General features: G+C 66.4%; 20 protein-coding genes. 3 read left to right on the forward strand and 17 right to left on the reverse strand.

Features of this window, described 5'->3' with window-relative positions:
* Window positions 1-9: 9 nt before the first annotated feature.
* The 8 genes from FW760_RS21955 to gcvA form a co-directional block, all read right to left on the reverse strand.
* A complete protein-coding gene (locus tag FW760_RS21955) occupies window positions 10-597 on the reverse strand; it encodes a nucleotidyltransferase family protein (protein WP_446443956.1) in 588 nt (195 codons plus the stop codon).
* Window positions 581-1,627 carry an XdhC family protein gene (locus tag FW760_RS21960; RefSeq protein WP_446443957.1) on the reverse strand — a complete coding sequence of 349 codons (1,047 nt, stop codon included), beginning with the start codon at window positions 1,625-1,627 and terminating at the stop codon, window positions 581-583. The genes FW760_RS21955 and FW760_RS21960 overlap by 17 nt, the downstream gene beginning before the upstream one ends.
* A gap of 53 nt (window positions 1,628-1,680) precedes the next feature.
* Window positions 1,681-3,030, reverse strand: a complete 1,350-nt coding sequence (locus FW760_RS21965) for a c-type cytochrome (RefSeq protein ID WP_253086980.1) — start codon at window positions 3,028-3,030, stop codon at window positions 1,681-1,683.
* A gap of 24 nt (window positions 3,031-3,054) precedes the next feature.
* Window positions 3,055-5,313, reverse strand: coding sequence for a xanthine dehydrogenase family protein molybdopterin-binding subunit (locus FW760_RS21970; RefSeq protein ID WP_254999457.1), 2,259 nt, complete (start codon window positions 5,311-5,313; stop codon window positions 3,055-3,057).
* Complete coding sequence (locus FW760_RS21975; protein WP_043862972.1) at window positions 5,313-5,771, reverse strand: (2Fe-2S)-binding protein; 459 nt, start codon at window positions 5,769-5,771, stop codon at window positions 5,313-5,315. The genes FW760_RS21970 and FW760_RS21975 overlap by 1 nt, the downstream gene beginning before the upstream one ends.
* Before the next feature lie 128 nt (window positions 5,772-5,899).
* Window positions 5,900-6,808: a YncE family protein gene (locus FW760_RS21980; protein WP_446443958.1), complete on the reverse strand. Its 909-nt coding sequence runs from the start codon at window positions 6,806-6,808 to the stop codon at window positions 5,900-5,902.
* Window positions 6,809-6,878: 70 nt separating this feature from the next.
* Window positions 6,879-8,129, reverse strand: a complete 1,251-nt coding sequence (locus FW760_RS21985; protein WP_446443959.1) for a 2-aminoadipate transaminase — start codon at window positions 8,127-8,129, stop codon at window positions 6,879-6,881.
* Between the two features lie 90 nt (window positions 8,130-8,219).
* Window positions 8,220-9,110, reverse strand: a complete 891-nt coding sequence (gene gcvA, locus FW760_RS21990) for a transcriptional regulator GcvA (protein WP_043862969.1) — start codon at window positions 9,108-9,110, stop codon at window positions 8,220-8,222.
* Between the two features lie 334 nt (window positions 9,111-9,444).
* On the opposite strand from gcvA, the gene FW760_RS21995 reads away from it, so the two are divergent.
* Window positions 9,445-10,845, forward strand: a complete 1,401-nt coding sequence (locus tag FW760_RS21995) for an amino acid permease (protein WP_043862968.1) — start codon at window positions 9,445-9,447, stop codon at window positions 10,843-10,845.
* 90 nt (window positions 10,846-10,935) lie between these two features.
* On the opposite strand, the gene FW760_RS22000 is transcribed toward FW760_RS21995, so the two are convergent.
* The 4 genes from FW760_RS22000 to FW760_RS22015 form a co-directional block, all read right to left on the reverse strand.
* Window positions 10,936-11,523 carry a biliverdin-producing heme oxygenase gene (locus tag FW760_RS22000; RefSeq protein WP_058541112.1) on the reverse strand — a complete coding sequence of 196 codons (588 nt, stop codon included), beginning with the start codon at window positions 11,521-11,523 and terminating at the stop codon, window positions 10,936-10,938.
* Window positions 11,524-11,827: 304 nt separating this feature from the next.
* Complete coding sequence (locus FW760_RS22005; protein WP_104573074.1) at window positions 11,828-12,517, reverse strand: N-acetyltransferase; 690 nt, start codon at window positions 12,515-12,517, stop codon at window positions 11,828-11,830.
* 234 nt (window positions 12,518-12,751) lie between these two features.
* Window positions 12,752-13,444, reverse strand: coding sequence for an N-acetyltransferase (locus FW760_RS22010; RefSeq protein ID WP_088515398.1), 693 nt, complete (start codon window positions 13,442-13,444; stop codon window positions 12,752-12,754).
* 137 nt (window positions 13,445-13,581) lie between these two features.
* Window positions 13,582-14,295: a GNAT family N-acetyltransferase gene (locus tag FW760_RS22015; protein ID WP_260328905.1), complete on the reverse strand. Its 714-nt coding sequence runs from the start codon at window positions 14,293-14,295 to the stop codon at window positions 13,582-13,584.
* Between the two features lie 369 nt (window positions 14,296-14,664).
* Here FW760_RS22015 and FW760_RS22020 point away from each other — a divergent pair, with 369 nt between their 5' ends.
* Window positions 14,665-15,858 carry a sugar transporter gene (locus tag FW760_RS22020; protein ID WP_043862964.1) on the forward strand — a complete coding sequence of 398 codons (1,194 nt, stop codon included), beginning with the start codon at window positions 14,665-14,667 and terminating at the stop codon, window positions 15,856-15,858.
* A gap of 5 nt (window positions 15,859-15,863) precedes the next feature.
* Here FW760_RS22020 and FW760_RS22025 read toward each other — a convergent pair whose 3' ends face one another.
* Complete coding sequence (locus FW760_RS22025) at window positions 15,864-17,387, reverse strand: FAD-dependent oxidoreductase (protein ID WP_058541110.1); 1,524 nt, start codon at window positions 17,385-17,387, stop codon at window positions 15,864-15,866.
* Between the two features lie 112 nt (window positions 17,388-17,499).
* On the opposite strand from FW760_RS22025, the gene FW760_RS22030 reads away from it, so the two are divergent.
* Window positions 17,500-17,952, forward strand: a complete 453-nt coding sequence (locus FW760_RS22030) for a GNAT family N-acetyltransferase (RefSeq protein WP_088515395.1) — start codon at window positions 17,500-17,502, stop codon at window positions 17,950-17,952.
* Here FW760_RS22030 and fdhE read toward each other — a convergent pair.
* From fdhE to fdnG, 4 genes are read right to left on the reverse strand one after another with little or no spacing between them, the layout of a single operon-like run.
* The gene (gene fdhE / locus FW760_RS22035; protein ID WP_043862961.1) at window positions 17,949-18,839 is read right to left on the reverse strand and encodes a formate dehydrogenase accessory protein FdhE; all 891 of its coding nucleotides are present in this window, start codon (window positions 18,837-18,839) and stop codon (window positions 17,949-17,951) included. The genes FW760_RS22030 and fdhE overlap by 4 nt on opposite strands.
* On the reverse strand, window positions 18,836-19,483 hold the full coding sequence (locus FW760_RS22040) for a formate dehydrogenase subunit gamma (RefSeq protein WP_043862960.1): 648 nt from the start codon (window positions 19,481-19,483) through the stop codon (window positions 18,836-18,838). Before FW760_RS22040 ends, fdhE begins: the two co-directional genes overlap by 4 nt.
* The gene (gene fdxH / locus FW760_RS22045) at window positions 19,480-20,370 is read right to left on the reverse strand and encodes a formate dehydrogenase subunit beta (protein ID WP_269210608.1); all 891 of its coding nucleotides are present in this window, start codon (window positions 20,368-20,370) and stop codon (window positions 19,480-19,482) included. The genes FW760_RS22040 and fdxH overlap by 4 nt, the downstream gene beginning before the upstream one ends.
* Window positions 20,371-20,389: 19 nt before the next feature.
* Entirely contained in the window at window positions 20,390-23,440 is a 3,051-nt protein-coding gene (gene fdnG / locus FW760_RS22050) for a formate dehydrogenase-N subunit alpha (protein ID WP_446443960.1), read from the reverse strand.
* Between the last annotated feature and the right edge of the window lie 219 nt (window positions 23,441-23,659).

Below are 23,659 nucleotides of genomic sequence, written 5' to 3' on the forward strand. Positions count from 1 at the left end.
TGGCGTCGCTCACCTCGAGCCAGCCGGGATGTCCCGCGGCTGATCCACATCCCTGAGGACGCCCGCATCCTCCACCGGCACCTGGACGCAGGCGTCGTGCGCGCCGCGCACGATGTCCTTGCCGCCCTGATCGCCCTGCAGGCATGCGAGGGCCGGCCAGAACTGTCGACCGAAGATCACCGGATGCCCACGCACCCCGTGATGTAGCGGCAGCACGATCTGCCGGGCGTTGCACAGGGCCTTCAACTGCTTGAGCGTCTGCCCCTGCACCCAGGGCATATCGCCCAGCAACACCGCCACGGCCGGGGCCGGTGACTGTTCCAGCGCACGCACCCCGGCTGCCAGGCTGCTGCCCATGCCCTGGTCGGCCTGCTCGGCCCACAGAACCCGTACCCGCCCGTCAATTGCCAGGGGCGCGGGATCGTCCCCGGGCCTGAGTACCACCCGGACGTCGTCGAACGCCTCCAGTGCCCGTGCCAGCGTGGCTGCCAGCAGCGTTTGCCCCGACGCCAGCCGTGCCAGGCGCTTGTCGCTGCCAAAGCGCCTGGCACGGCCTGCAGCCAGCACCAGGGCGATGCAGTCACCCTGGGTGCGCACAACACGATGCCTGAGTCAGTGGCGGGTGCTCCACCTGGGGCTGGGTCGGCCCCGCGCCGACAGCGCCGGGCAGGGGCACGCCGTTCTTCACCGCCAGCACCTCGGCCATCACGCTCACCGCAATCTCCCCTGGGGTCTTGCTGGCGATATAGAGCCCGATGGGCCCATGCAGGCGCCGCAGCGATTCCGGCGTCTGGCCAAAATGCCCGATCAAGCGCTGGCGGCGGCTCTCGCTGTTGCGCCGCGAGCCAATCGCCCCGATGTACATCGCCGGCCCGCGCAGCGCTTCGATCAGCGCCAGGTCATCCAGCCTGGGGTCATGGCTCAGGGCAATCACGCAGGTGCGAACATCCACCGCAAACGCGCGCACCACGTCGTCCGGCATGCCCATCAGCTTCTCTACCCCGGCGACCGTCCACACGTCCATGTGCTCGGGCCGCGGATCACACACCGACACCTTGAACCCGTTGAACAGCGCCATCACCGCCACGTACTCGGCCAGCACACCGGCGCCGATCAGCAGCATCCGGTAAGCCGGCCCCAGCGGGTTGCTCAGCCGCTGCCCATCGAAGCTGAACGGTGCATGGGGCTGGTCGGCCTGCACCGTCACCTCGCCCGAGGCCAGGTCAAGCTCGCGGCGCATCAGTACTCCCTCATCGAGCAGCGCCAGCAAACGGCCCAGCGCCTGCGCGCAGGGTGCGAACTCCAGCACCAGTTCCAGGGTGCCGCCACATGGCAGGCCGAACCGGTGCGCCTCGTCCGCACTCACGCCGTAGCGCACCACCTGTGGCGCGCCGCCGGGTATCCCCGGCCCGCCATGGAGGCTGCTGTACCGGTCAATCAGGTCGTCCTCGATGCACCCGCCCGACACACTGCCCACCGCGCGCCCGTCCTGCCTGAGCACCATCATCGAGCCCACCGGTCGCGGCGACGAGCCCCAGGTGCGCACCACGGTGGCCAGCAGGCAGCGCTCGCCGCCGGCAAGCCACTCCCGGGCAGTTCGCAGCACCAGCAGGTCAATGCTTTCCATGGGGCGTCCTCGACAGGCGTTGCAATGGCATGGGGGCTTCCTGATTGTGATGCTCAACGCATCTGCAAGATGATCGGGTTGCTGCTGGCCGGCCCGGTGTGCTCGCGCAGCTTGCCCACCGCCTTGGCCTCTACCGCGCCACCGTGATTGCCCCAGGTGCTGCGCACAAAACTCAGCACCTCGGCAATTTCCCGGTCCGACAGCTGTTCGCGAAATGCCGGCATGCGGTAGGCGTCCGGCACGCCCGCGGCGACGATGCGCTGCGAGCCGTTCAGGGTGATGTTGATGGCCGATGCGTCCTCCCTGGCCAGCGCCGAGGTGGCGCCGGCCAGGGGTGGCATCCACTCGGCCTGGCCGCGCCCGTCCAGGCCATGGCAGGTCGCGCAGCGGCTCACGTAGGTATGCGCGCCGGGGGCCGAGGATGCGGCCGATAGCTCGCTGGCCTGGTACTGCCATGCCGGCCCGTCGCGGCTGGGGTCGCCGGGCAGCGACTTGAGGTAGTGCGCGATCGCGCCCAGGTCTTCGTCGCTCATGAACTGCGTGGAATTGTTGAACGCCTCGGTCATCGAGCCGTACACCACCGCGTGCCGGTTGCGCCCGTGCTTGAGGAAGCTGACGATATCCGCCTCGTTCCAGCGCCCAAGCCCGGTGTTGGGGTCGTTGCGCAGGCTCGGCGCATACCAGCCATCCAGCAGCCCGCCGGCCAGGTACGTCTTGCTGGCCTCGTTCAGGCCCTTCTCGTTGAAGGCCAGGCCGCGCGGCGTATGGCAACTGCCGCAGTGGCCCGGCCCCTGCACGATGTAGGCGCCGCGGTTCCACTGCGCGTCCTGGTCCGGCTTGGCCGGGTAGGGCGCGGGGTCGGTGAACAGGCCGTTCCACAGCGCAATCGGCCAGCGCAGGTTCAGTGGCCAGGGGATTTCGCTGGGCTTGTTGGCCTGCGCCGCCGGGCTCACCCCGTGCATGAAGAAGGCATACAGCGCGCGGATATCGTCGTCACTCAGCTTGGCGTACGAGGGGTAGGGCATGGCCGGGTACAGCCGGCGACCGTCCGGGGTCACCCCATGGCGCACGGCGCGGTCGAAGTCGGCCAGGCTGTAGGCGCCGATGCCGGTGGCGCGGTCGGCCGTGATGTTGGTGGCGTAGATCGCGCCCAGCGGGGTGGCCATCTTCAGCCCGCCGGTAAACGGCGCCGCCTCTGGCAGGCTGTGGCAGGCCACGCAGTCGCCCAGCCGCGCCACGTACTCGCCGCGTTGCACCAGGGCCGGGTCTGGCGGTGCGGCACTGGCCTGGGCAGCGAAGGGCGACGCCGGCGTGCGGGTCACGTACCAGGCCAGCACGGCTGCGATGACGAGGCACAGCAGCGCGAAACAGCCCAGCGTTGTTGCGAGTCGACTCTTGGTCATGTGCGCGATGTCCCTGATCGAGGCCTAGCTGAAGGTGTAGCGCGACAGCGGCATGCTGCGGATGCGCTGGCCGGTCAGGTGCGCCACCGCATTGGCCACCGCCGGGGCCACCGCCGGCAATGGCGGCTCGCCGATACCGCCCATCTTCGCGCCGCTCTCGACGATGCGTACATGCACCCGCGCCATGCGCTGCGCCGACAGGATCGGGTACAGGTCATAGTTGCGCGCGCGCGGCTGGCCGTTCACGTACACCGCTTCCTCCACCAGTGCCTGCGACAGCCCCAGCGACACCGCGCCATTGACCTGCGCCTCGATGATCGCCGGGTTGACGATGCTGCCGGGGTCGATGGCCTCCCAGATATCGTGCACCTTCACCTGGCCCTGCTCGATGGACACCTCGGCGATCACCGCCGCCTCCGAGCCGAACGGCGAGGCCATGGCCACACCCCGAGCGCGCCGCGAGCCGTCCTCGGCGGTGAACGGGCCACGCTTCCAGCCACCGGACAGATCGCCCACCGCCTGCAGCAGGTTGGTCAGGCGCTGGTTGTCGCGCAGCAGGTGCAGGCGCAGTTCGAACGGGTCCTGCTTACCCTTGTCGGCCAGTTCATCGAGGAACGCCTCATAGAAGAAGTCATTCAGCGAGTTGCCCACCGAACGCCAGTAACCGAGCATCGCCGGGCCTTTCACATAGACCTGGGCGATACGTTTGCTGGGGATGGCGTAGGCCTTGCCCGACAGCCCTTCGAGCGCCGTGGGGTCGATTTTCTCGCCCTGCTTGCCAGCGATGGCTTCGGTGGGGCCTTCGGTGGCGCTGACTGCCTCGATGGCCACCGGCAGGCCCTGGGCGTCGAGTGCGGCGCGGAACTTGACCACGGCCATGGGGCGCAGCGCGTCACGCAGAAACTCCTCTTCGCGGCTCCAGATCAGCTTGACCGGGCGCCCGACCGCCTTGGCCAGCAGGATCGCCTGCGGGTAGGGGTTGGCGCTGTCGTACAGGAAGTGGCGGCCGAAAAAGCCGCCCAGCAGCGGCGAGTGCAGGGTGATCTGTGACGGGTCCAGGCCGGTGCGCTTGGCCATGTCGGCGCGGAACATGTCGGGCGCCTGGTTGGGCAGCCACACCTCCAGCGTGCCGTCGGGGTTGAAGCGCGCCAGGGCCGAAGGCGGCTCCAGCTGTGCATGGTTGAGGAACTGGTTGTGGTAGGTGGCCTCCACCTGGGTGGCGGCGTCGGCAAAGGCTTTGCCGAAGTCGCCTTCATTCTCCTCGTCGCGGGCCGGGCCGGTGGCCGCGGCCAACTGGTCGCGAAAGGCGTCACTGGAAAAGTCCGCAGGCATCTGGCGCACCTTCGAGTCGGCCGATGCCTCCAGCCACTGCACCTGCACGGCCTCCACCGCGCGCTTGGCGTGCCACCAGCGCTCGGCCACCACGGCCACCGCACCGGGCAGCCGATGCACCGAATGCACGCCCTTCATGGCTTTCACCTGCGCCTCGTTGCGCAGCTCGCCCACGCGCATGCCCAGGCGCGGTGCATGCTGCACCGCGGCATGCAGCATGCCGTCGACCTTCACGTCGATGCTGTACACGGCCTTGCCGGTGGACTTGTCATAGGCGTCCACCCGTTGCACCGGCTTGCCGATCCAGCGGAACTGGCTGGGGTCGCGCAGCGTCACGCTGGCAGGGTCTGGCACGGGCAGGTCCATGGCCTGGGCTGCCAGTTCGCCATAGCCCAGCGTGCGCCCCGACGCGGCGTGTATCACCCGGCCGGGCTCGGTGCTCAGGTCGCCCACCGGCACGCCCAGGCGCTCGGCAGCGGCCTGCAGCAGCATGGCGCGGGCCAGGGCGCCGAGGCGGCGCATGGTCGGGTAGCTGGTGCGCACCGACATGCTGCCGCCGGTGATACGCATGCCGTTGTCCATCACCACGTACTGCTCGCCGGGCGGTGCGCTGTCGATCAAAAAGGTGGCGGGGTCGGCATCGAGCTCTTCGCCCACGATCTGCGCCATGGCCGTGAAGATGCCCTGGCCGCCCTCCATGAACGGGCTGAGCAGGCGGATGCGGCCGTCCGGGCGGATCTCCAGGAAGGCCGGCACCTGGGTGCCGGGCGCCGCTGCGTTGCCCGTGGCGGCCTGCACACGGCTCAGGCCCAGGGGCAGGCCGAAGCCCAGCACCAGTGCGCCCACTGCCGTGCCGGCGCTTGCCAGCAGAAAGCTGCGGCGCGAGATATTGACCGGCTCGCCCACAGGGAAGGGCTGGGCCACGCCGGTAACGCGCAGGCTGTCGTTCATCAGGCGTTCTCCTGCGCGGCGGCCACGTCGTGCACGGCGGCATGGATGGCGTTGTAGGTGCCGCAACGGCACAGGTTGACCATTGCGGCAGCAATCTGGGCATCGCTCGGGTGCGGGGTGTGCTTGAGCAGGGCGGTGGCCGCCATCACCTGGCCCGACTGGCAGTAACCGCACTGGGCCACCTGGTGCTTGACCCAGGCGCTGACCACGCGCTTGCCCACGGCGTCGGCCTCCACGGCTTCGATGGTGGTGATTTCGCGCCCCACCACGCCGGCCACCGGGGTCACGCAGGCACGCACCACGGCGCCGTCCACCAGCACCGAGCAGGCGCCGCACTGGGCCAGGCCGCAGCCGTACTTGGTACCGGTCAGGCCCAGGTCATCGCGGATCACCCACAGCAGGGGCGTGTCCGCGTCAGCATCGACCTCGTAGGTCGTCTGGTTGATTCGCAGTTGCATGGCTCACCCGTCATCAGTCGATCAGGTCTTGATTTCTTATGGGCGTGGCCGTGCGCAAGGCGCAGGCCACCCATAGACGCTAGCACACGGGGCGGCGGGGGCCGTTGAAGGGGCGGGTCAGGTGACGATCAGCAGGGGCTGGCCAGGTCCAGCTTGGCCACGATGGCGCCGGTGAAGAAGTCCACCACCTCGCCACGATGGCTCAGCACGTGGTCGCCAAACCAGTCAGCGGCCAGTCGCGCCTTGGGCATGATGGTGGTCTCGGTATGGCCGGTGGCGGTTGCGATGATGAGATTGCCGGCGAGCGTGGAGCTGTCGGTGGGCGAGGTCGGCAGGCACAGGTGGCTGCCGGATTCGTTGAACAGGATCCGGCCCGAGCCGACATGGCCATACGCACTGACGTCCCTGGTCCATACCGTTGCGCCCTCGCGGTCGCAGCACAGCAGCCGGTTGTTTTCCCCGGTCACGAACAGGTACTGCCCGTCGCGGGAAAAGCGCAGGCTGCGCACCTTTGCCTCCAGCGGCACGCTGACCCTGCCGACTTCGCCGCTGGCGCAATCGACCGTCAGCACGCCATTGCGGGCACGCTCGTCGGGGGCCCAGAGCCTGCCCTGCAGCGGGTCGATGCTGCCGAACCTGGCGTCCACGTCACGCTCCACAGGGTCGCTGTGTTCACCGCTGTCCAGGTCGATGATCACCGGGCGTTTCTTGCCATTGGCCACGCTGACCAGCGCGTAGCGGGCGCTGGGGTCGAAGCGTGCCCAGTACGACAGCAGGTTCTGGGTTGCATGCAGCGGCGCGCCGTCGTGCACAAGGTTCAGCCGCGAGCGGCTGGCCCCGCGCACCACCAGCCACTTGACCCCGCTCAGCGCGATGCGGCGTTGGTCGCGCGCGATGTCCCACACGCTGTCGTCGGGCTGGGCGAAAGTCGGCCGGCTCAGGGTGCCGGTGTCGGGATGGTACTGCACGAGGCAGGGCGGGCGAACGGTGTCGTCCTTGTCGAAGAACACCAGGCGGCGCGGTACATCGATGTACATTGGAACTCCCAGGGCCAGCGTGCGAAACGATGCAGGATAAAGCCTGATTGCGCTGGGCAAAAGCACTTGCTCATGACAGTTCTGCCAGGCAGCGCTCCAGGATATCCAGCCCGCGCTCCAGCACGTCTGCCTCGGCGGTCAATGGCGCCAGCAACCTGATGATGTGCCGCGCCTTGCCCGCCGGCATCAGCAGCAGCCCGGCCGCGCGTGCCTTCTCCAGCACCTCGGCCAGTTGTGCGGTGGCCGGCTTGCCTTGTGGCGTGACCAGCTCGATGCCGCGCATGGCGCCCACACCGGTCAGGCGCCCGAGGTACGGCGTCAACCCGCGGGCCTTCCACGCTTCATAACGCCCGACGATGGCGCGCTCCTGCAGCTCGCCCCAGGTCGCCAGGTTGGCATCGCTCATCAGTTCCAGGGTCGCCAACCCTGCCGCACAGGCCAGCGGGTTGCCCGAATAGGTGCCGCCCAGGCCACCCTTGGGCAGGCTGGCCATCAGCTCGCGCCGGCCTACCACCGCGCCCAGCGGCACGCCGCCGGCAATGCTCTTGCCCAACAGCAGCAGGTCCGGCTCGATGCCCAGCCGCGGGAAGCCGAAGCGCTGGCCGGTGCGGCCAAAGCCCGACTGGATCTCGTCGATGATGATCAGGATGCCGTGTGCATCGCAGAACGTGCGCAGGGCCTGGGCAAAGGTGGGGTCCATTGCCAGGAAGCCGGCTTCGCCCTGCACCGGCTCGAAGATGAAGCAGGCCACTTCGTTGACGTCGATCTCGACGCTGAACAGGCGCTCCAGCGCCTGCATCGCCTGCTCGCCGGTCACGCCGTTGTCGGCGCTGGGGTAGGGCAGGTGGAACACCGGGCCGGGCAGCACGCCGACCTTCAGCTTGTAGGGTGCCACCTTGCCATTGAGGTTGAGCGTGGCCAGGGTACGTCCGTGGAAGCCGCCATCGAAGGCCACCACCGCCGTACGCCCGGTGGCGGCGCGCGCCACTTTCAAGGCGTTCTCCGCCGCCTCGGCGCCACTGTTGGTGAGCATGCCTGCCATCGGGTAGCTCAGTGGCACGAACGCCTCCAGGCGTTGCATGAACTGCACATAGGGCCCGTGCGGGACGGCGTTGAACGCCGCATGGGTCAGTTGCGTGGCCTGGTGCTGGATGGCGCTGACGATCGCCGGGTTGCAATGCCCCAGGTTGAGTACGCCGATACCGCCCACGAAGTCGATGTAGTGCTTGCCATCGGTATCCCACACCTGGGCATTGCGCCCGTGTGAAAGTGTAATGGGATGCACAATGGAAAGAGATCGGCTGATTGTTTCGTGCGTCATGGGCAAGTACCTGGGTGACGGAAGTTTTTATATATCTAAGCCAACATCCGGCAAACGCCACAAGCGAAATAAAGTCGAGCAATCATTCCGTCAAATCGTGATCCTGCCCTGTATCCACTCGACGAACGCCTTCACCTTCGGCACCTGCGCCGCATGCTCGGCATGGGCGATGAAGTGCGCGCCCTCGCTGGGCATGGTGTGCGCCCAGGCCACCACCAGCTTGCCCTCGGCCAGTTCTTCGGCCACCAGGTAGCGTGGCACCAGGGCGATGCCGCAGCCGGCCTGGGCCGCGCGGATGCACAGGTAGAAGGTGTCGAAGCGCGGCCCGTGGTAGCTGTGCTGGGACTGCAGGTCCTGCTGCAGGAACCACTCGTGCCAGGCCTCCGGGCGCGAGGTGCATTGCAGCAAGGGGTGGCGGGCGAGGTCTTCGGCGCTGCGTGGCAGCGCTGCCGCGATCAGCTCGGGGTGACACACCGGCACCACCTCTTCATGGAACAGCTCGATGCAGGTGGCCCCCGGCCAGGTGCCCTGGCCGAAGAAAAACGCGATGTCGGCCTTGTTGTTGAGCAGGTCGAAGGGTTCCAGCTCGCTCTTGATGTCCAGATGGATGTTCGGGTGCTGCCGGCTGAAACCGTGCAGGTTGGGCACCAGCCAGCGTGCGCCGAAGGTGGGCTGGGTGGCCACGGTCAGCACCTGGGTCTCGCCGCCGTAGGTCAGGATGTAGCGGCTGGAGATGTCCAGCTGGGTGAGGATCTTGTTCACCTCGGCCAGGTACAGCGAGCCTGCAGGGGTCAGGTGCAGGCGCCGGCGCACGCGTTGGAACAGGTTGTGGCAGAGCATCTCCTCGAGTTGCGCCACCTGCTTGCTCACCGCGCTCTGGGTCAGGTGCAGCTCCTGCGCGGCGCGGGTGAAGCTCAGGTGGCGGGCCGCCGCCTCGAAGCATTGCAGGGTGGTGGTGGAGGGCATCAAACGCTTGGACATCGAGGGCACCGGGCAGATGAAAAGGACTGAGTTCATTCCATGGAGGAATCATGTGGTGATAAAAGGTCGTTTGTAAGCAGCCTGTTCGCAGATTAATACTGACCTGCGTCAATCATTTCAACTGCTAGTTTCGATGCCCCGAGGGACCGGGAAAAGTGCGTCCGAAACTTATCGAAAAGAGGCCGATCAGTACCCGTTACATTACGTTTGATGCCCAAAAAACAATAACGGCTCCTTACATTTCTGCTGCCGCACACTTTCCATGAAGACCTTGGCCTGACCTGCGCGGTCATCGCGCAACCAGGTGCAGCAGTCATTGGCCAGAGAGGCAACCATGTCGTCCCTACAAGAAAAACCGCAACGCTCGCTCAAGCACGGCCTGACCTCGCGTCAGGTCTCGATGATCTCCATCGCCGGCATCATCGGCGCCGGTTTGTTCATCGGTTCGTCCAACGCCATCGCCAAGGCCGGTCCGGCCATCCTCATCTCCTACATGATTACCGGCCTGCTGGTGCTGCTGGTGATGCGCATGCTCGGCGAAATGGCCATCGCCGACCCCAACAGCGGCTCGTTCTCCACCTACGCCGGGCGGGCCATCGGGCCATGGGCTGGCTTCACCATCGGCTGGCTGTACTGGTGGTTCTGGGTACTGATCATTCCGGTCGAGGCAATCGCCGGTGCCGACATCCTGCACGCCTGGTACCCCGACGTGCCGTCCTGGGCCTTTGCCTTCCTGATCATGATCGTGCTGTCGTGCAGCAACCTGATCAGCGTGAAGAACTTCGGCAAGTTCGAGTACTGGTTCGCCCTGGTCAAGGTGGTGGCGATCATCGGCTTTCTGGTGGTGTGCCTGATGGGGGTGAGCGGTGTATGGCCGCTGGCGCAGACCTCGGGCGTCGAGAACCTGTGGTCCAATGGCGGCTTCATGCCCAACGGCTTCGGCGCCGTGCTGGCCGGCGTGCTGGTGACCATCTTCTCGTTCTTCGGTGCCGAGATCGTCACCATTGCCGCCGACGAAACCGCCAACCCGAAAGACAAGATCCGCCGCGCCACCAACCTGGTGGTGTACCGCATCGCGATCTTCTACGTGTTCTCGATCTTCTTCATCGTCGCGCTGGTGCCGTGGAATGACCCGCGCCTGCTGCAGGTGGGTTCGTTCCAGCGCGCGCTGGAAATCCTCAACGTGCCGGGCGCCAAGTTCCTGATCGACGTGGTGGTGCTGGTGGCGGTCACCAGCTGCATGAACTCGGGGCTGTACACCGCTTCGCGCATGCTCTATTCACTGGGCGCGCGCGGTGAGGCGCACCCGCTGACCAAGCGTATTTCCGGCAGTGGCGTGCCCACCGTGGCGGTGCTGCTGTCGACCCTGGCCGGGTTTGTCGGTTGCTTCGTGAACTTCGCCTTCCCGGGCAAGGTGTTCGGCTTCCTGCTGTCGACCACCGGGGCCATCGCGCTGCTGGTGTACCTGGTGATCGCCGTGTCGCAACTGCGCATGCGTGCCATCGTCGAGCGCGAGGGCACCGAGCTGGCGTTCAAGATGTGGCTGTTCCCGTGGCTGACCTGGCTGGTGATCGTGGTGATTTCGCTGGTGCTGGGCTACATGCTGTTCAGCCCCGACTACCGCTACGAGACCTTGATGACGGCGGCGGTGACGGCGTTGATCCTGGGCATCGCGTTCTACCGCAAGCGGGCGCGTATCGAGCATCAGCCGCAGGCGATGACCGACCAGGGTTAGCGCGCGCTGCGCACTCGATCGCCGGCAAGGCCGGCTCCTGCAGGATCATCGTGACCCCTGCAGGAGCCGGCGAAGACGTCGCCACAGGCCTCAGCCGAAAATGTCGCGCACGCTGCTGCGATAGAACTCGAACGCCGCCAGCGCCCCATCCACCGCCTGGCGCTCCTGTTCCTCACTCAGCACCAGTGCATCGATCAACCCCACGAACTGGCGCCACTGCAGCGCACGCCCGTCCGGGTGCGGCGCCAGATGCCGGGCGCCACGCTGCGCGCCCAGCCCCAGTTGCTGGGTCTGCCTGAACAGAAACGCCGCCCCCAGGTTCGAGCCCTCGCTGCAGTACAGCCAGCCCAGTGCTTCAGCTGGCGCAGACAGCTGCACAGGTGCCGGTACACCGGGCACCGGCAGGCCAAGGTCGCGCAGGTCGGCCTGCACTGCCTCGAACCGCGACAGCGCCGCCAGCCCGGGCAATGTGCGGTTCAACTGCGCATCGCCATACAAGGCTTGAAGGCTGCCATGAAAGCGGTGCTGCACTTGCAGAAACAATGCATAGCGCTCGCGGCTCTCGAACGGTCGAACGCCCAGCACCAGCGTATCGACACTGTCGTGCTCGCGGCGGCTGGCGGCCTTGAGGCGTTGGCAGCGGCCGGGTTCGGGCGCAGGGGAGGCGGGGGCATTCATGGTCGGGGTCTCATGTCGGCAGTGAGCAGGCATTGGTAATGCCAATGCCTAGACTCTCTCGCGCCATTGTCGTTCCGTGCAGCACCCGGCCTGCCAGGCGAGCGTCTTCAATGCGTGGATCTGCAATGGAATCTTCATCCCGGGTCATTCGTCTCTGAACTGCATTCGTGGGCGTCATGGCCGGCGGATGCTTGCATGCGCTCCAGGTACGGTCAAGCGCCGCGCAGGGCGGGTAGATGCGGGGTTGAGCAGGGATGTCGAGCAGCCCCCTGCACCCGCAGCGCGGGCGCAGGGGCTGCCAGGTTCATGCCGGTGCGGCGGCTGTCTTGACTGCCCGCGGCTTGCGCAGCTGTTCCAGGCGTGAACCGCTGTAGGTGGTCTCGCGGAAGAACTTCCAGCGCCCGAACAGGCAGTACACGTGCGCCACGCGCCCCTGTTCGTGATAACCCATGCGCAGGTGCAGCTTCATGGCCGGTACGTTGTGCGTCTCGACCACGTCCACCACCTTGTTGCAGCCCTGGGCCTGCATGGCCGCCCACAGGTTGACCTGGGCATCCACCGACAGCCTGGTGCCGAAGTACGACGGGGTCATCTCGCCGCCGAACTCGAAGAACTCGCCCTCCTTGACCGGGAAGGTGCAGCCGTAATAGTGACGGTCCAGGTAGTCGCGCTTGCTGCCCCAGATGAACGCCACCGCATTGTCGGCATCGTCCAGGTACATGTGCCCGGTGTGGCCTTCGCGGGCAAGCTCGGCCATGGTTTGCACACGGTCGCCGAAGTGGCGGGCAAAGGCGACGGCGTTGTCCTCGGTGATGGTCACCAGGCGCACCGGCTTGTGCGGCCGCAGGTTGTGCGGCGGTACCGCACTGACCAGGTCGCGCTCCATCCACAGCAGTTCCCAGTGATAGAACACATGGCGTTCCCAGAGGGTTCTGGCGACGCGGCGAAGGCCTTTTCTTCTGATCTTGTCGCGCAGGTTCTGCAAAGCACCCATGGTGCCTCCTTGCCGGATAGGGCGGATGAAACGGTGGGTTTGATGAAATCTTTTTCATGGTATAGCCCAGCGTTTTGACGGCGTGTCAAAAAGCCATCGCAGCGGTTGTTTCAAAATATGTGTAACAAGGGTGAACCGCTCTACACCGGAGGTTACCGGCATAGAGCAGTTGATCGGAAAGGTCTGACGCTTTTTTGACGATTTTATGGCGCCTGAATCAAGGCGCGGTTCTGCTCAGGCGATGAAGGTGTCAGGGGCCCGTGGCCGGGCCCGCGGCGCCAGGTGAGCGAGGCGCTTGCCGCTGTAGTGGGTGGTGCGCGAGAACCGCCAGCAACCGAACACTCTGTAGGCGTGGGTGATGCGACCCTGTTCCTGATAATCCAGCTGCAGGTGCATCTTCACCGCCTGCACGTTGTCCAGCGCCACCACATTGACGATGCGCGTACACCCCTTGGCCAGCATGGTGGACCACAGGTCGAGCTGGGCCCGGGTCGACAGGCCTGTACCGAAGTAGGCGCGGTCGACTTCCCCGGCAAACTGGAAGTATTCGCCCGGCTGCACCGGGAAGGTGCAGCCGTAGTAATGGCGGTCGTGGTAATCGCGGGTGCTGGCCCACACCATCGCCACCGCGTTGCCGTGGCTGTCCACGTACATGTGGCCGGTGTGGCCCTGTTCGGCGAGGTCGGTCATGGCCTGCACCTGGCCAGGGAAGTAACGGCTGAAGGCCTCGGTATTGTGGGGTGTTATCGCTACCAGGTGCACTGGCGGGCAGGTGCGCCTGCGTTGCGCGGCGACGGGCGCAAGGGGGCTGCGCTGCAACCACACCAGTTGCCAGTGCGAGAAGATGTAGCGGCGCCACAGCGGGCGAAGCGCACGCAGCAAGCCTTTTTGTCTGATGCGCTGGTGGGCGATTTCGATCAATTGCATGAGAACTCCGACAGGTTTTATTCCAGGAGCTCCGATTAGGCGTCCACCGGCAGTTGCATGCCATCGGCCTTCTCTACAGCCCTGGTAAGCTGAAGGTCATGCGCGCTGCATGACCTTGCAACCCGGGGCGTAGGCGCTCAGGCGTCGGTGTCGTGCAGCTGCGGCGCCGGCTCGCTGTCGGCCTTGCGTCTGGCCCGCGGGGCCAGGTGGGCCAGGCGCGAGCCGCTGTAGTGGGTCACGCGGGAGAAGTACCAGCGCCCGAAGAACCTGTACGCGTGGGTGATGCGACCCTGTTCGTGGTAGTCCAGGTGCAGATGCATCTTGACTGCCTGTGCGTTGTCCAGCGCCACCACCACCACGATGCGCGTGCAGCCTTTGGCGAGCATGGCCTCCCACAGCTCGGTCTGTACCCGCGTGGACAGGCCGGTGCCGAAGTAGGCGCGCTCGACTTCGCCGGCGAACTGGAAGTATTCGCCGGGCTGTACCGGGAAGGTGCAGCCGTAGTAGTGCCGGTCGTGATAGTCACGGGTGCTGGCCCACACCATCGCCACCGCGTCACCGGCTTCGTCCAGGTACATGTGGCCGGTGTGGCCTTCGCGTGCAAGGTCGTTCATGGTCTGCAACTGGCCGGGGAAATGGCGCGCGAACGCGTCGGTATTGCTCGGGGTGATCTGGACGAGCCGCACGGGAGGGCAGGGGCGGGTGCGTTGTCGAGGCACCCTGGCCAACGGGTCGCGGTCCAGCCACACCAGTTGCCAGTGCTGGAACACGTGGCGTTGCCACAGCGGGCGCAAGGCGCGACGCAGGCCTTTTTGTCTTAGACGTTGGAGCAGTTGCGAAACTAGGCGCATACGGCCTCCTGGCAGATCCGGTACTCAAGGGACCCCGATTAGGCGTGTGTCGGTAAACCCTGACCATCGGACAATGCTGCAGCCCTTGTCAGGCTTTGCACTACTACGGGCTCATGACAAAGACACTGCATGTCCGTGGCAAGTTTCATCGGTGGGGCCGGCGCGGCGCGGCGAGCGTTATTGTCGCCCCCCCGATGCATGACGTACCATCGGGCCTGCGACCCGCACCTACCTATAACAACCTTCTGCAGCGCAACACCCAGGCCGCCGGCCCAGGGGTGGCTTTTGCCTGCGCGCCTTTTGCCGCGCAGGTTTCATTGAACCCAGGGTCGCGTCTGACGCGCCCGCCCCGGAGCCTTGCCCCGTCCGATGAACAACCCCGCAGATACCCGTAATGGCAGCTGGCTCAGCGTTTTCGCGCTGGCCCTGGCTGCATTCATCTTCAACACCACCGAGTTCGTGCCGGTGGCCCTGCTCAGCGACATCGGCCGCAGCTTCGACATGCCCACCGCCCAGGTCGGGCTGATGCTGACCATCTATGCCTGGGTGGTGTCGCTGGCCTCGCTGCCGATGATGCTGATGACCCGCAACATCGAGCGGCGCAAGCTGCTGGCGTTCCTGTTCGTGCTGTTCATCGCCAGCCATGTGCTGTCGAGCATGGCCACCAGCTTCGGCATGCTGCTGTTCAGCCGCATCGGTATCGCACTGGCCCACGCGGTGTTCTGGGCCATCACCGCGTCGCTGGCGGTGCGGGTGGCGCCGCCGGGCAAGCAGGCCAAGGCCCTCGGGGTGCTGGCCACCGGCACCACCCTGGCCATGGTGCTGGGCATTCCGCTGGGGCGAGTGGTGGGCGAGGCGCTGGGCTGGCGCACCACCTTCATGGGCATCGCCGGGGTCTCGGTACTGACGTTGCTGTGGCTGATGCGCTCGCTGCCGCGCCTGCCCAGCCAGAACTCCGGTTCGCTGCGCAGCCTGCCGATGCTGCTCAAGCGGCCGGCGCTGCTCTCGGTGTATGCGTTGGTGGTGCTGGGCATCACCGCGCAGTTCACCGCCTACAGCTACATCGAGCCGTTCAGCCAGCAGGTCGCGGCGATGAGCGGCGAGATGACCACCATCCTGCTGTTGCTGTATGGCGGGGCGGGCATCTTCGGCTCGATTCTGTTCAGTCGCTACAGCGAGCGTTTCCCGCGGGGGTTCGCGATTGGCGCCATCGGCGCCATCGCCCTGAGCCTGTTGCTGCTGGCCCCGCTGGCAGTCAACCCGACCCTGCTCTGCGCGCTGAGCATGGTGTGGGGCATGGCGATCATGTGTTTCAGCCTGGCCCTGCAATCGAAGGTGCTGGTGCTGGCTTCCGATGCCACCGACGTGGCCATGGCCATGTTCTCGGGGCTGTACAACGTGGGCATCGGTGGCGGGGCGTTGCTGGGCAGCCTGGTCAGCACCCACATGGGCCTTGGCGACATCGGCCTGGTGGGCGGCGCGGTCGCGGTCAGCGGCCTGGTGCTGTGTTGCGTGACCACCTACCGCTATGCCGGGGTGCTGGGCGCCGACAAACCGGCGTAAGCACCTCACCAGGGGCGCAGGCCCCGCTCGCTGAAGTAGCGCTCCACGGCGGCGGTGGAGGCCGAGGGTTCGGCCAGCGCCACGTAGCTGTCGGGGCGCAGCAGGTACAGCGCGTTGCGTGCCAGGCCGGCGGCCGTGCAGGCGGCCGACCAGGGGTAAACCTGCAGTGGCAGCTGGCGTGCGGCGCACCAGGCGCTCAGTTCCTTGCTGGCCAGGCCGTACACGTGCACCTGCCAGCCCAGGTGCGACAGCGCGCTGAAATTGTCGTGTTCCTGCGTCACCACCCAGGGCAGGCGGTCGCCGCCCTGCACATGGCCGGCGCTGCCGAAGCTCAGCGGCATCAGGCGGTAGTTCAGGCCCAGTTGCGAGACCGTGCGAAACAGCAGGCTGCGCGCCTTGGCGAATGCCGCCATGCGCGGTATCAGCACCGGTGCCAGGCGCGTACGCAACAGGTTGGCGATGCTGCCATCGGCGGTAGCGAAGGTGAACACCTGGTCGGTGGTGGCCACCAGGCGCCGGGCGAAGGCCATGCGCTCGACCGGGTAGCTGTCGAGCAGGTCGTCGTGGGCCTTGCCCTTGAGTACGCTGCACAGCTTCCAGGCCAGGTTGATTGCATCGCCGATGCCGGTGTTCATGCCCTGGCCGCCGGCCGGGCTGTGCACGTGCGCGGCGTCGCCGAGCAGGAAGGCGCGCTGCTGGCGGAAATGCCCGGCCACGCGATGGTGTACGCGGTAGGTGGAAAACCAGTTGACCTTGAGCACCTGCAGTTGCAGGTGCTCGATGGCACGTTGGCTGACATCCTCGAAACGCAGTTGCTCGGGGTGTTCGGCGCGTGCGTCGCGCACCGTGCCGATCAACCGCGCGCGGCCTGTGCCGGCCAGCGGGAACACCGCCAGAAAGTCCGCCTCGTCCAGGTCCACGTGCAGCTCGCCGTTCATGGGCGGGCCGCTGGCATCCACGTCGGCCACGTAGAACAGCTGCTGGTAGGTGCCGCCGGGGAAGTCGACATGCAGGCCGTTGCGCACGGCCGAATGGGCGCCGTCGCAGCCGGCCAGGTAATGCGTCTCGCAGTCTTGCTCGCTGCCGTCGGGCAGGCGCAGGCGTGCGCTGACGGTGGTGTCGTGCTGGGTGAAACCGAGCAGTTCGGTGCTGCGTTCGACCTCCACGCCAAGGCCGCGCAGGCGCTCGATCAGCAGGTTCTCGTGCTGGTCCTGCGGGTAGATTTCGAGAAAGGGGTAGGGCGTGAGGTTGGCGCCGATGCTGTCCAAAGGCAGGCGTGCGGCGGGCTCGCCCTTGACCCAGAGGTTGGCGGCGGGCACCTGGTGGCCGGCGCCAACGACCGCGTCGGCCAGGTCCAGCTGGCGGTACAGCTCCAGGGTGCGGGCTTGCACGGCGAGCGCGCGGGAGGTGGTGCCGGCGGCGCTGGTCCTGTCGAGGATACGTACCGAGATGCCCAGCTTGCTCAGCCACAGGGCCAGGACCAGGCCGGTGGGCCCGGCGCCGATGATCAGGACGTCAGAGTGGGGCATGGCGCGGTCCTCCGGGAAGGTGCGGTGGCACTGACAAGTGTAGATGCAGGTGGCCACACCCCTCATCCAATTCGGTGTACCTTTGCATCCCCCCAACGCCCAGAGCACACCCATGATCGACTGGCTCAGCAACCACCCACACCACAGCGATACCCTGGCCCGCTGGCTGCACGAGCAGTTCGCCTACGAATACGCCGATGTACCGCTGGCCCAATGGCAACAGGAGTTCGCCCATGGCCAGACTGACGGCAGCCTGTACAGCCTGCTGGCGCTGGATGACGGCAACCTGCTGGGCAGCGCTTCACTGGCGCGCGACGACCTGCCCCTGCGGCCCGACCTGAGCCCCTGGCTGGCCTGCGTGTTCGTCAGCCCGCAAGCCCGCGGCCAAGGCCTGGCCGAAACGCTGATCGAGGGCATCTGCACCAAGGCCAGGGCCCTGGGGCATACGCACCTCTACCTGCACACCCACGACCGCGCCGAGTACTACCACAAGCGGGGGTGGCAGTACCTCGAGCAGTTCCAGGCCTGGGGCAAATCACACTGGCTGATGCAGTACCCGCTCTAGCCCGGGAACAGAAACGGGTTCACGCCGCTGCGATCGAACCCCTGGCGCTCCACCTCGGCATCCAGCGCGATCGAGGCCAGGTCATCGGCCACCAGCTCAAGGTCGCGCTCGTGCTCGGGGTAGAACACCTTCAGGTAGCTGTGGCAGTCGTCGCAGCTCTCGGCCTTGATCGCGGTTTCATGGGTATCCAGCGACCAGTAGTCCAGGCTGCCGGTCTCTTCGCAGTTGCTGCACTTGAGCCGCACCATGTGCCAGCGGCTCTCGCACAACCCGCAGTGCAGGTAGCGCAGCCCGGCCTGGGCACCGGTCATGATCACGCTGGCCACCGGCGCCCCGGTGCACACCGGGCAATGCTGGCGCTGCTCGCCCACGCCGGCATTGCCGATGGCGGGCAGGTGCGCCGCCAGCTGGGTGAAGTACAGCGACAGGGCCGCCCACAGAAACAGCGCCTGACCGCTGTCGATCTCGCTGAAGCGGCCTGCCAGCAACGCATCGGCCGCCACGTCCAGGGCGGCCTCGCCCTGCGCGCACAGGCCCTGCAGGGTGGCGTGTTCGATGTGCTCGCCAAGCCCGCGCAACAGTTGCTGCCAGTAGGCATCGCGCGGCAGGCTGGCCCAGGCCAGCGGCGCCTTGCCGGCGGCTACCCGCCCGGCCAGGCTGCTCACCAGCGTTGCCGGCAGCGGCAGGCGTTCGAGCAGTTGCTGCTGGGCATCGGCCACCTGTGCCACGAACCGCAGGTAGTCGGCCATCGGGTGCCCCTCGGCCAGCTGACGCAGGCGGGTGGCGCGCTGGCGGTAGCGCTCGCCCAGGGTCGGCAGCAGCACGGCAGGTATTTCGCCAACGCCGGCGCTACGCTGCTCGGCAGGGGTCATCTGGATGCTGTTCATTGCTGCTTGCCACTCCCGCTCTGCTTGTTGCTGATCTGCCGGTACCAGCGGTCATGGTGGGTCTTGGCCCAGCTGCGGCTCACATACCCGGTGACCATGCCGCGAATCGAACCCTTGACCCAGAACGCCAGGTACGCATGGCCGATGATCAGCAGGATCAGGCAGATGCCGGCAATGGCGTGTACCAGCAGGCCGATGCGAATCGACGGGATGCTGAACCACGGCGCGAAGTAAGGCCGCCAGATCACCACGCCACTGACCAGCAGCACGCTGATCAGGCCCATGATTCCCCAGAACAGGATCTTCTGCCCGGCGTTGTACTTGCCGATCTGCAGCGCCGGCTCGTGCTCGCCGGCCAGCACCTGGCGCACGTTCCTGAACCACGCGAGGTCTTCACGCTCGGGCAGGTTGTACTTGACGAAGCGCACGAACAGGAACGCCAGCAGCAGGAACACCACCACCCCGAAGAACGGGTGCAGGATGCGCGCCAGCTGCGGGGTGCCGAACACGGCGTTGAGCCCGTTGAGCGACGGGAAGAACCACGACAGCCCCGACAGGGCCACGGCAAGGAAGCACAGCACCATTACCCAGTGGCTGGCACGCTCGATGAAGCGGGTGCGCAGGATCAGTTTGTCCTTGTTCATGCGTGGGTGTCCTCCTCGTGTTTCTCGTCGGCTTCCTCGACCTCGTTCGGCCCCACGCCCACGTAGTGGAACAGGGTGCCGGCCAGGGTGGCGAAGAAGGCCACGGCCGCCACCGGCTTGAGCCAGCCCTTCCAGCCATGGATGGCGCTGCTGATGCGCGGGTCGGTGGGCAGCTTGTGGTACAGGTGCGGCTTGTCGGCGTGCTGCAGCACGTACACCACGTGGGTGCCGCCCACGCCCTGCGGGTCGTAGATGCCGGCGCCGGCAAAGCCGCGGCCCTGCAGCTCGGTCACGCGCTCGCTGGCCTGGTGCAGCATGTCCTGCTTGCTGCCGAAGTTGATCGCCCCGGTGGGGCAGGTCTTGACGCAGGCCGGCTCCTGGCCGACCGACACGCGGTCCACGCACAGGGTGCACTTGTAGGCCTTGTTGTCCTTCTTGCTGATGCGCGGCACATCGAACGGGCAGCCGGCGATGCAGTAGCCGCAGCCGATGCAGTGGTCGGACTGGAAGTCGACGATGCCGTTGGCGTACTGGATGATCGCCCCCGGTTGCGGGCAGGCCTTCAGGCAGCCCGGGTCGGCGCAGTGCATGCAGCCGTCCTTGCGGATCAGCCATTCGAGCTTGCCGCTTTCATCTTCGACTTCATCGAAGCGCATCAGCGTCCAGGTTTCGGCCGACAGGTCGGCCGGGTTGTCGTACACGCCGACGTTGTGGCCGACTTCGTCGCGCAGGTCGTTCCACTCGTTGCAGGCCACCTGGCAGGCCTTGCAGCCGATGCAGATGCTCACGTCGATCAGCTTGGCCACTTCGGCCTGGTGGTCGCGCGCACGCGGCGCCGGGGTCAGCACGTTGGTGGCCGAGCGCTTGATGATGTCTTGGGATTGCATGGACATGAAGTTCGCTCCCTCAGGCCTTTTCGATGTTCACGAGAAACGCCTTGTATTCCGGCGTGTGGGTATTGGAATCGCCCACCCCCGGGGTCAGGGTATTGGCCAGAAAGCCCTTGCGCGTGGTGCCTTCATAGCCCCAGTGGCAGGGGATGCCGATGGTATCGACGTCCTGCCCGTCGATGGCCAGGCGGCGGATGCGCTTGGTCACCACGGCCTTGGCCTTGATGTAGCCACGCTGGGTGCTGACGCGCACCAGGTCGCCCTGCACGATGCCCTTGTCGGCGGCCAGCTTCTCGCCGATCTCGATGAACTGCTCGGGCTGCACGATGGCGTTGAGCCGCGCATGCTTGGTCCAGTGGCGGAACAGCTCGGTGATCGAGTAGGTGGTGGCCACATACGGGAACTGCTCGCGGCTGCCCATGCGCTTGCGATCGCTTTCGTACACCCGCGCGGTGGGGCTGTAGGTCACGTTCGGGTGCAGCGGGTTGTTCGCCAGCGGGCTTTCGGTGGGCTCGTAGTGTTCGGGGAACGGCCCGTCGTTCATCGCGCCCACCGAGAACAGCCGGCCCAGGCCTTCAGGCAGCATGATGAACGGGTTGGTGTTGCTGCCCGGTGCAGCGGTGACGGCGAAGTCCGGCACGTCCACGCCGCTCCAGCGCGCCCCGTCCCAGCCGATCAGCTTGCGCTTGGGGTCCCACGGCTTGCCCTGGGGGTCGGCCGAGGCGCGGTTGTAGAGAATGCGCCGGTTCTGCGGCCACGCCCAGGCCCAGCCCGGGGTGCAGCCCAGGCCGCTGTCGGCGTTGTCGCGCCGTGCCATCTGGTTGCCCTTTTCGGTCCAGGAGCCGGCGAAGATCCAGTTGAAGCTGGCAGTGGTGCCGTCGTCGCGCAGCTGCGAGAAGTCGTCGAGCAACTGGCCCTTGCGCAGAATCAGGTTGCCCTGTTCGTCGTGCAGGTCGGCCAGGGCGCGGCCGTTGGATTCCTTGGCCACTTCCTCGGGCTTGGGGTCGAACGGGTCGGCGTAGTCCCAGGCCATGTTGAGGATCGGCTCGGGGTTGGCACCGCCTTCCTTCTCGTACAGCTCACGGATCTTCAGGAACAGGTGGCCGAGGATCTTGCCGTCGTGCCAGGCCTCGCCGGGCGGCGCAGCGCCGGCCCAGTGCCATTGCAGCCAGCGCCCGGAGTTGACGATCGAGCCGTCTTCCTCGGCAAAGCAGGAGGAGGGCAGGCGGAACACCTCGGTCTGGATCGCCGCGGTGTCCACGTCGTGCTCCTCGCCGTGGTTCTGCCAGAAGCTCGAGGTCTCGGTGGCCAGCGGGTCGATGATCACCAGGAACTTGAGCTTCTCCAGCGCGGCCTGGGCCTTGTTCTTGTCCGGGAACGCCGCCACCGGGTTGAAGCCCTGGGCGATGTAGCCGTTGACCTTGCCCTCGTACATGCGGTTGCTGTAGTTGAGCACGTCGTAGCTGTCGTCCCACTTGGGCAGCCAGTCGAAGCCCCAGTCGTTGTCCTTGGTGGCCTTGTCGCCCCACAGGCTCTTCATCAGGCTGACGAAGAACTTGGGGGTGTGCTTGTAGTAGTTGACCTGGTCGGGCAGCACCGCGCTGGGCGTGGTCTGCTTGAGGTAGGTGGCCAGGTCGGTCTGCGCATCCGATGGCAGGTTCATGTAGCCGGGCAGGCGCAGCGAGAGCAGGCCCAGGTCGGTGTAGCCCTGGATGTTGGAGTGGCCGCGCAGGGCGTTGACCCCGCCACCGGCCATGCCGATGTTGCCCAGCAGCAGCTGGATCATGCCCGAGCCTCGGATCATCTGCGCGCCGTTGGTGTGGTGGGTCCAGCCCAGGGCGTAGAGGAAGGTGGCGGTCTTGTCCGGGGCACTGGTGGTGCCGAGGATCTCGCAGATCTGCAGGAAGTCGGCCTTGGGCGTGCCGCAGATGTTGGTGACCATGTCCGGGGTGTAGCGGCTGACGTGGGCCTTGAGCAGGTTCCACACGCAGCGCGGGTGGCTCAGGGTCATGTCGCGCCTGGCGAAGCCGTCGGCGCCCAGCTCGTAGGTCCAGGAGCTGCGATCGTAACTGCGCTTGGCCGGGTCGTAGCCGCTGAACAGGCCGTCGTCGAAGCTGTAGTCCTCGCGCACGATCAGGCTGGCGTTGGTGTAGGCGCGCACGTAGTCGTGCTGGATCTTGTCGTGGGTGATCAGGTAGTTGACCACGCCCATCAGGAAGGTCACGTCGGAGCCGGCGCGAATCGGCGAGTAGATGTCGGCCACGGCGGCGCTGCGGTTGAAGCGCGGGTCCACCACGATGACCTTGGCGCCATTGCGGATCTTGGCCTCGATCACCCACTTGAAGCCCACCGGGTGCGCCTCGGCGGGGTTGCCGCCCATGATCAGCACCACGTTGGCGTTCTTGATGTCGACCCAGTTGTTGGTCATGGCGCCGCGCCCGAAGGTCGGCGCCAGGGCCGAGACGGTAGGGGCGTGGCACACACGGGCCTGGCTGTCGGTGCCCAGGATGCCCAGGGCGCGGGTGAAGCGCTGGTCCAGCGAGCCGGTTTCGCTGCTGGCGGCCGAGCTGCACAGCATGCCGGTGCTCAGCCAGCGGTTGACCGTGGTGCCCTTGTCGTTCTTCTCGATGAAGTTGGCGTCACGGTCGTCCTTCATCAGGCGTGCGATGCGCTCGATGGCGTGATCCCAGCTGATGCGCTGCCATTTGTCCGAGCCAGGGGCGCGGTATTCGGGGTAGAGCAGGCGTTGTTCGCTGTGGATGTAGTCCACCAGGCCCGCGCCCTTGGGGCACAGCGAGCCGCGGCTGACCGGGTGATCGGGGTCGCCTTCGATGTGGAAGATACGCGCCTTGGCGTTCTTGGCGCCGTCGCCAAGGCTGTACATCAGCACGCCGCAACCCACCGAGCAGTAGGTGCAGTTGTTGCGGGTTTCCTTGGCGCGCAGCAGCTTGTACTGGCGTGATTGGGTGGCCTGGGCCATGCCCGGGGCGAAGCCCAGGCTGGCCGCAGTGGCGGTGGCAGCGCCGACGGTGCACAGCTTGAAGAACTGTCTTCTGCCCAGTCCCATGGTTATCTCCTTGTACAAACGAGCTCCAGAATCGGCCGCGCACGCGCAGGCCCGCCGAGATCAGCGTCAGGATCGGTAAGTGGTATGCAGGCTAGTCACAGAGGGTGCGCGCCAAGGCCCTTTCTATCGTGGGTGTATTGCGCGCAATCGGGGGCAGTTTATGCCCTTACTTAATTTGTGACTAATCGACCTTGTCGATGAACCTATAGAGGGATTCGA

The organism is Pseudomonas sp. 1176_21 (genome assembly GCF_052850635.1).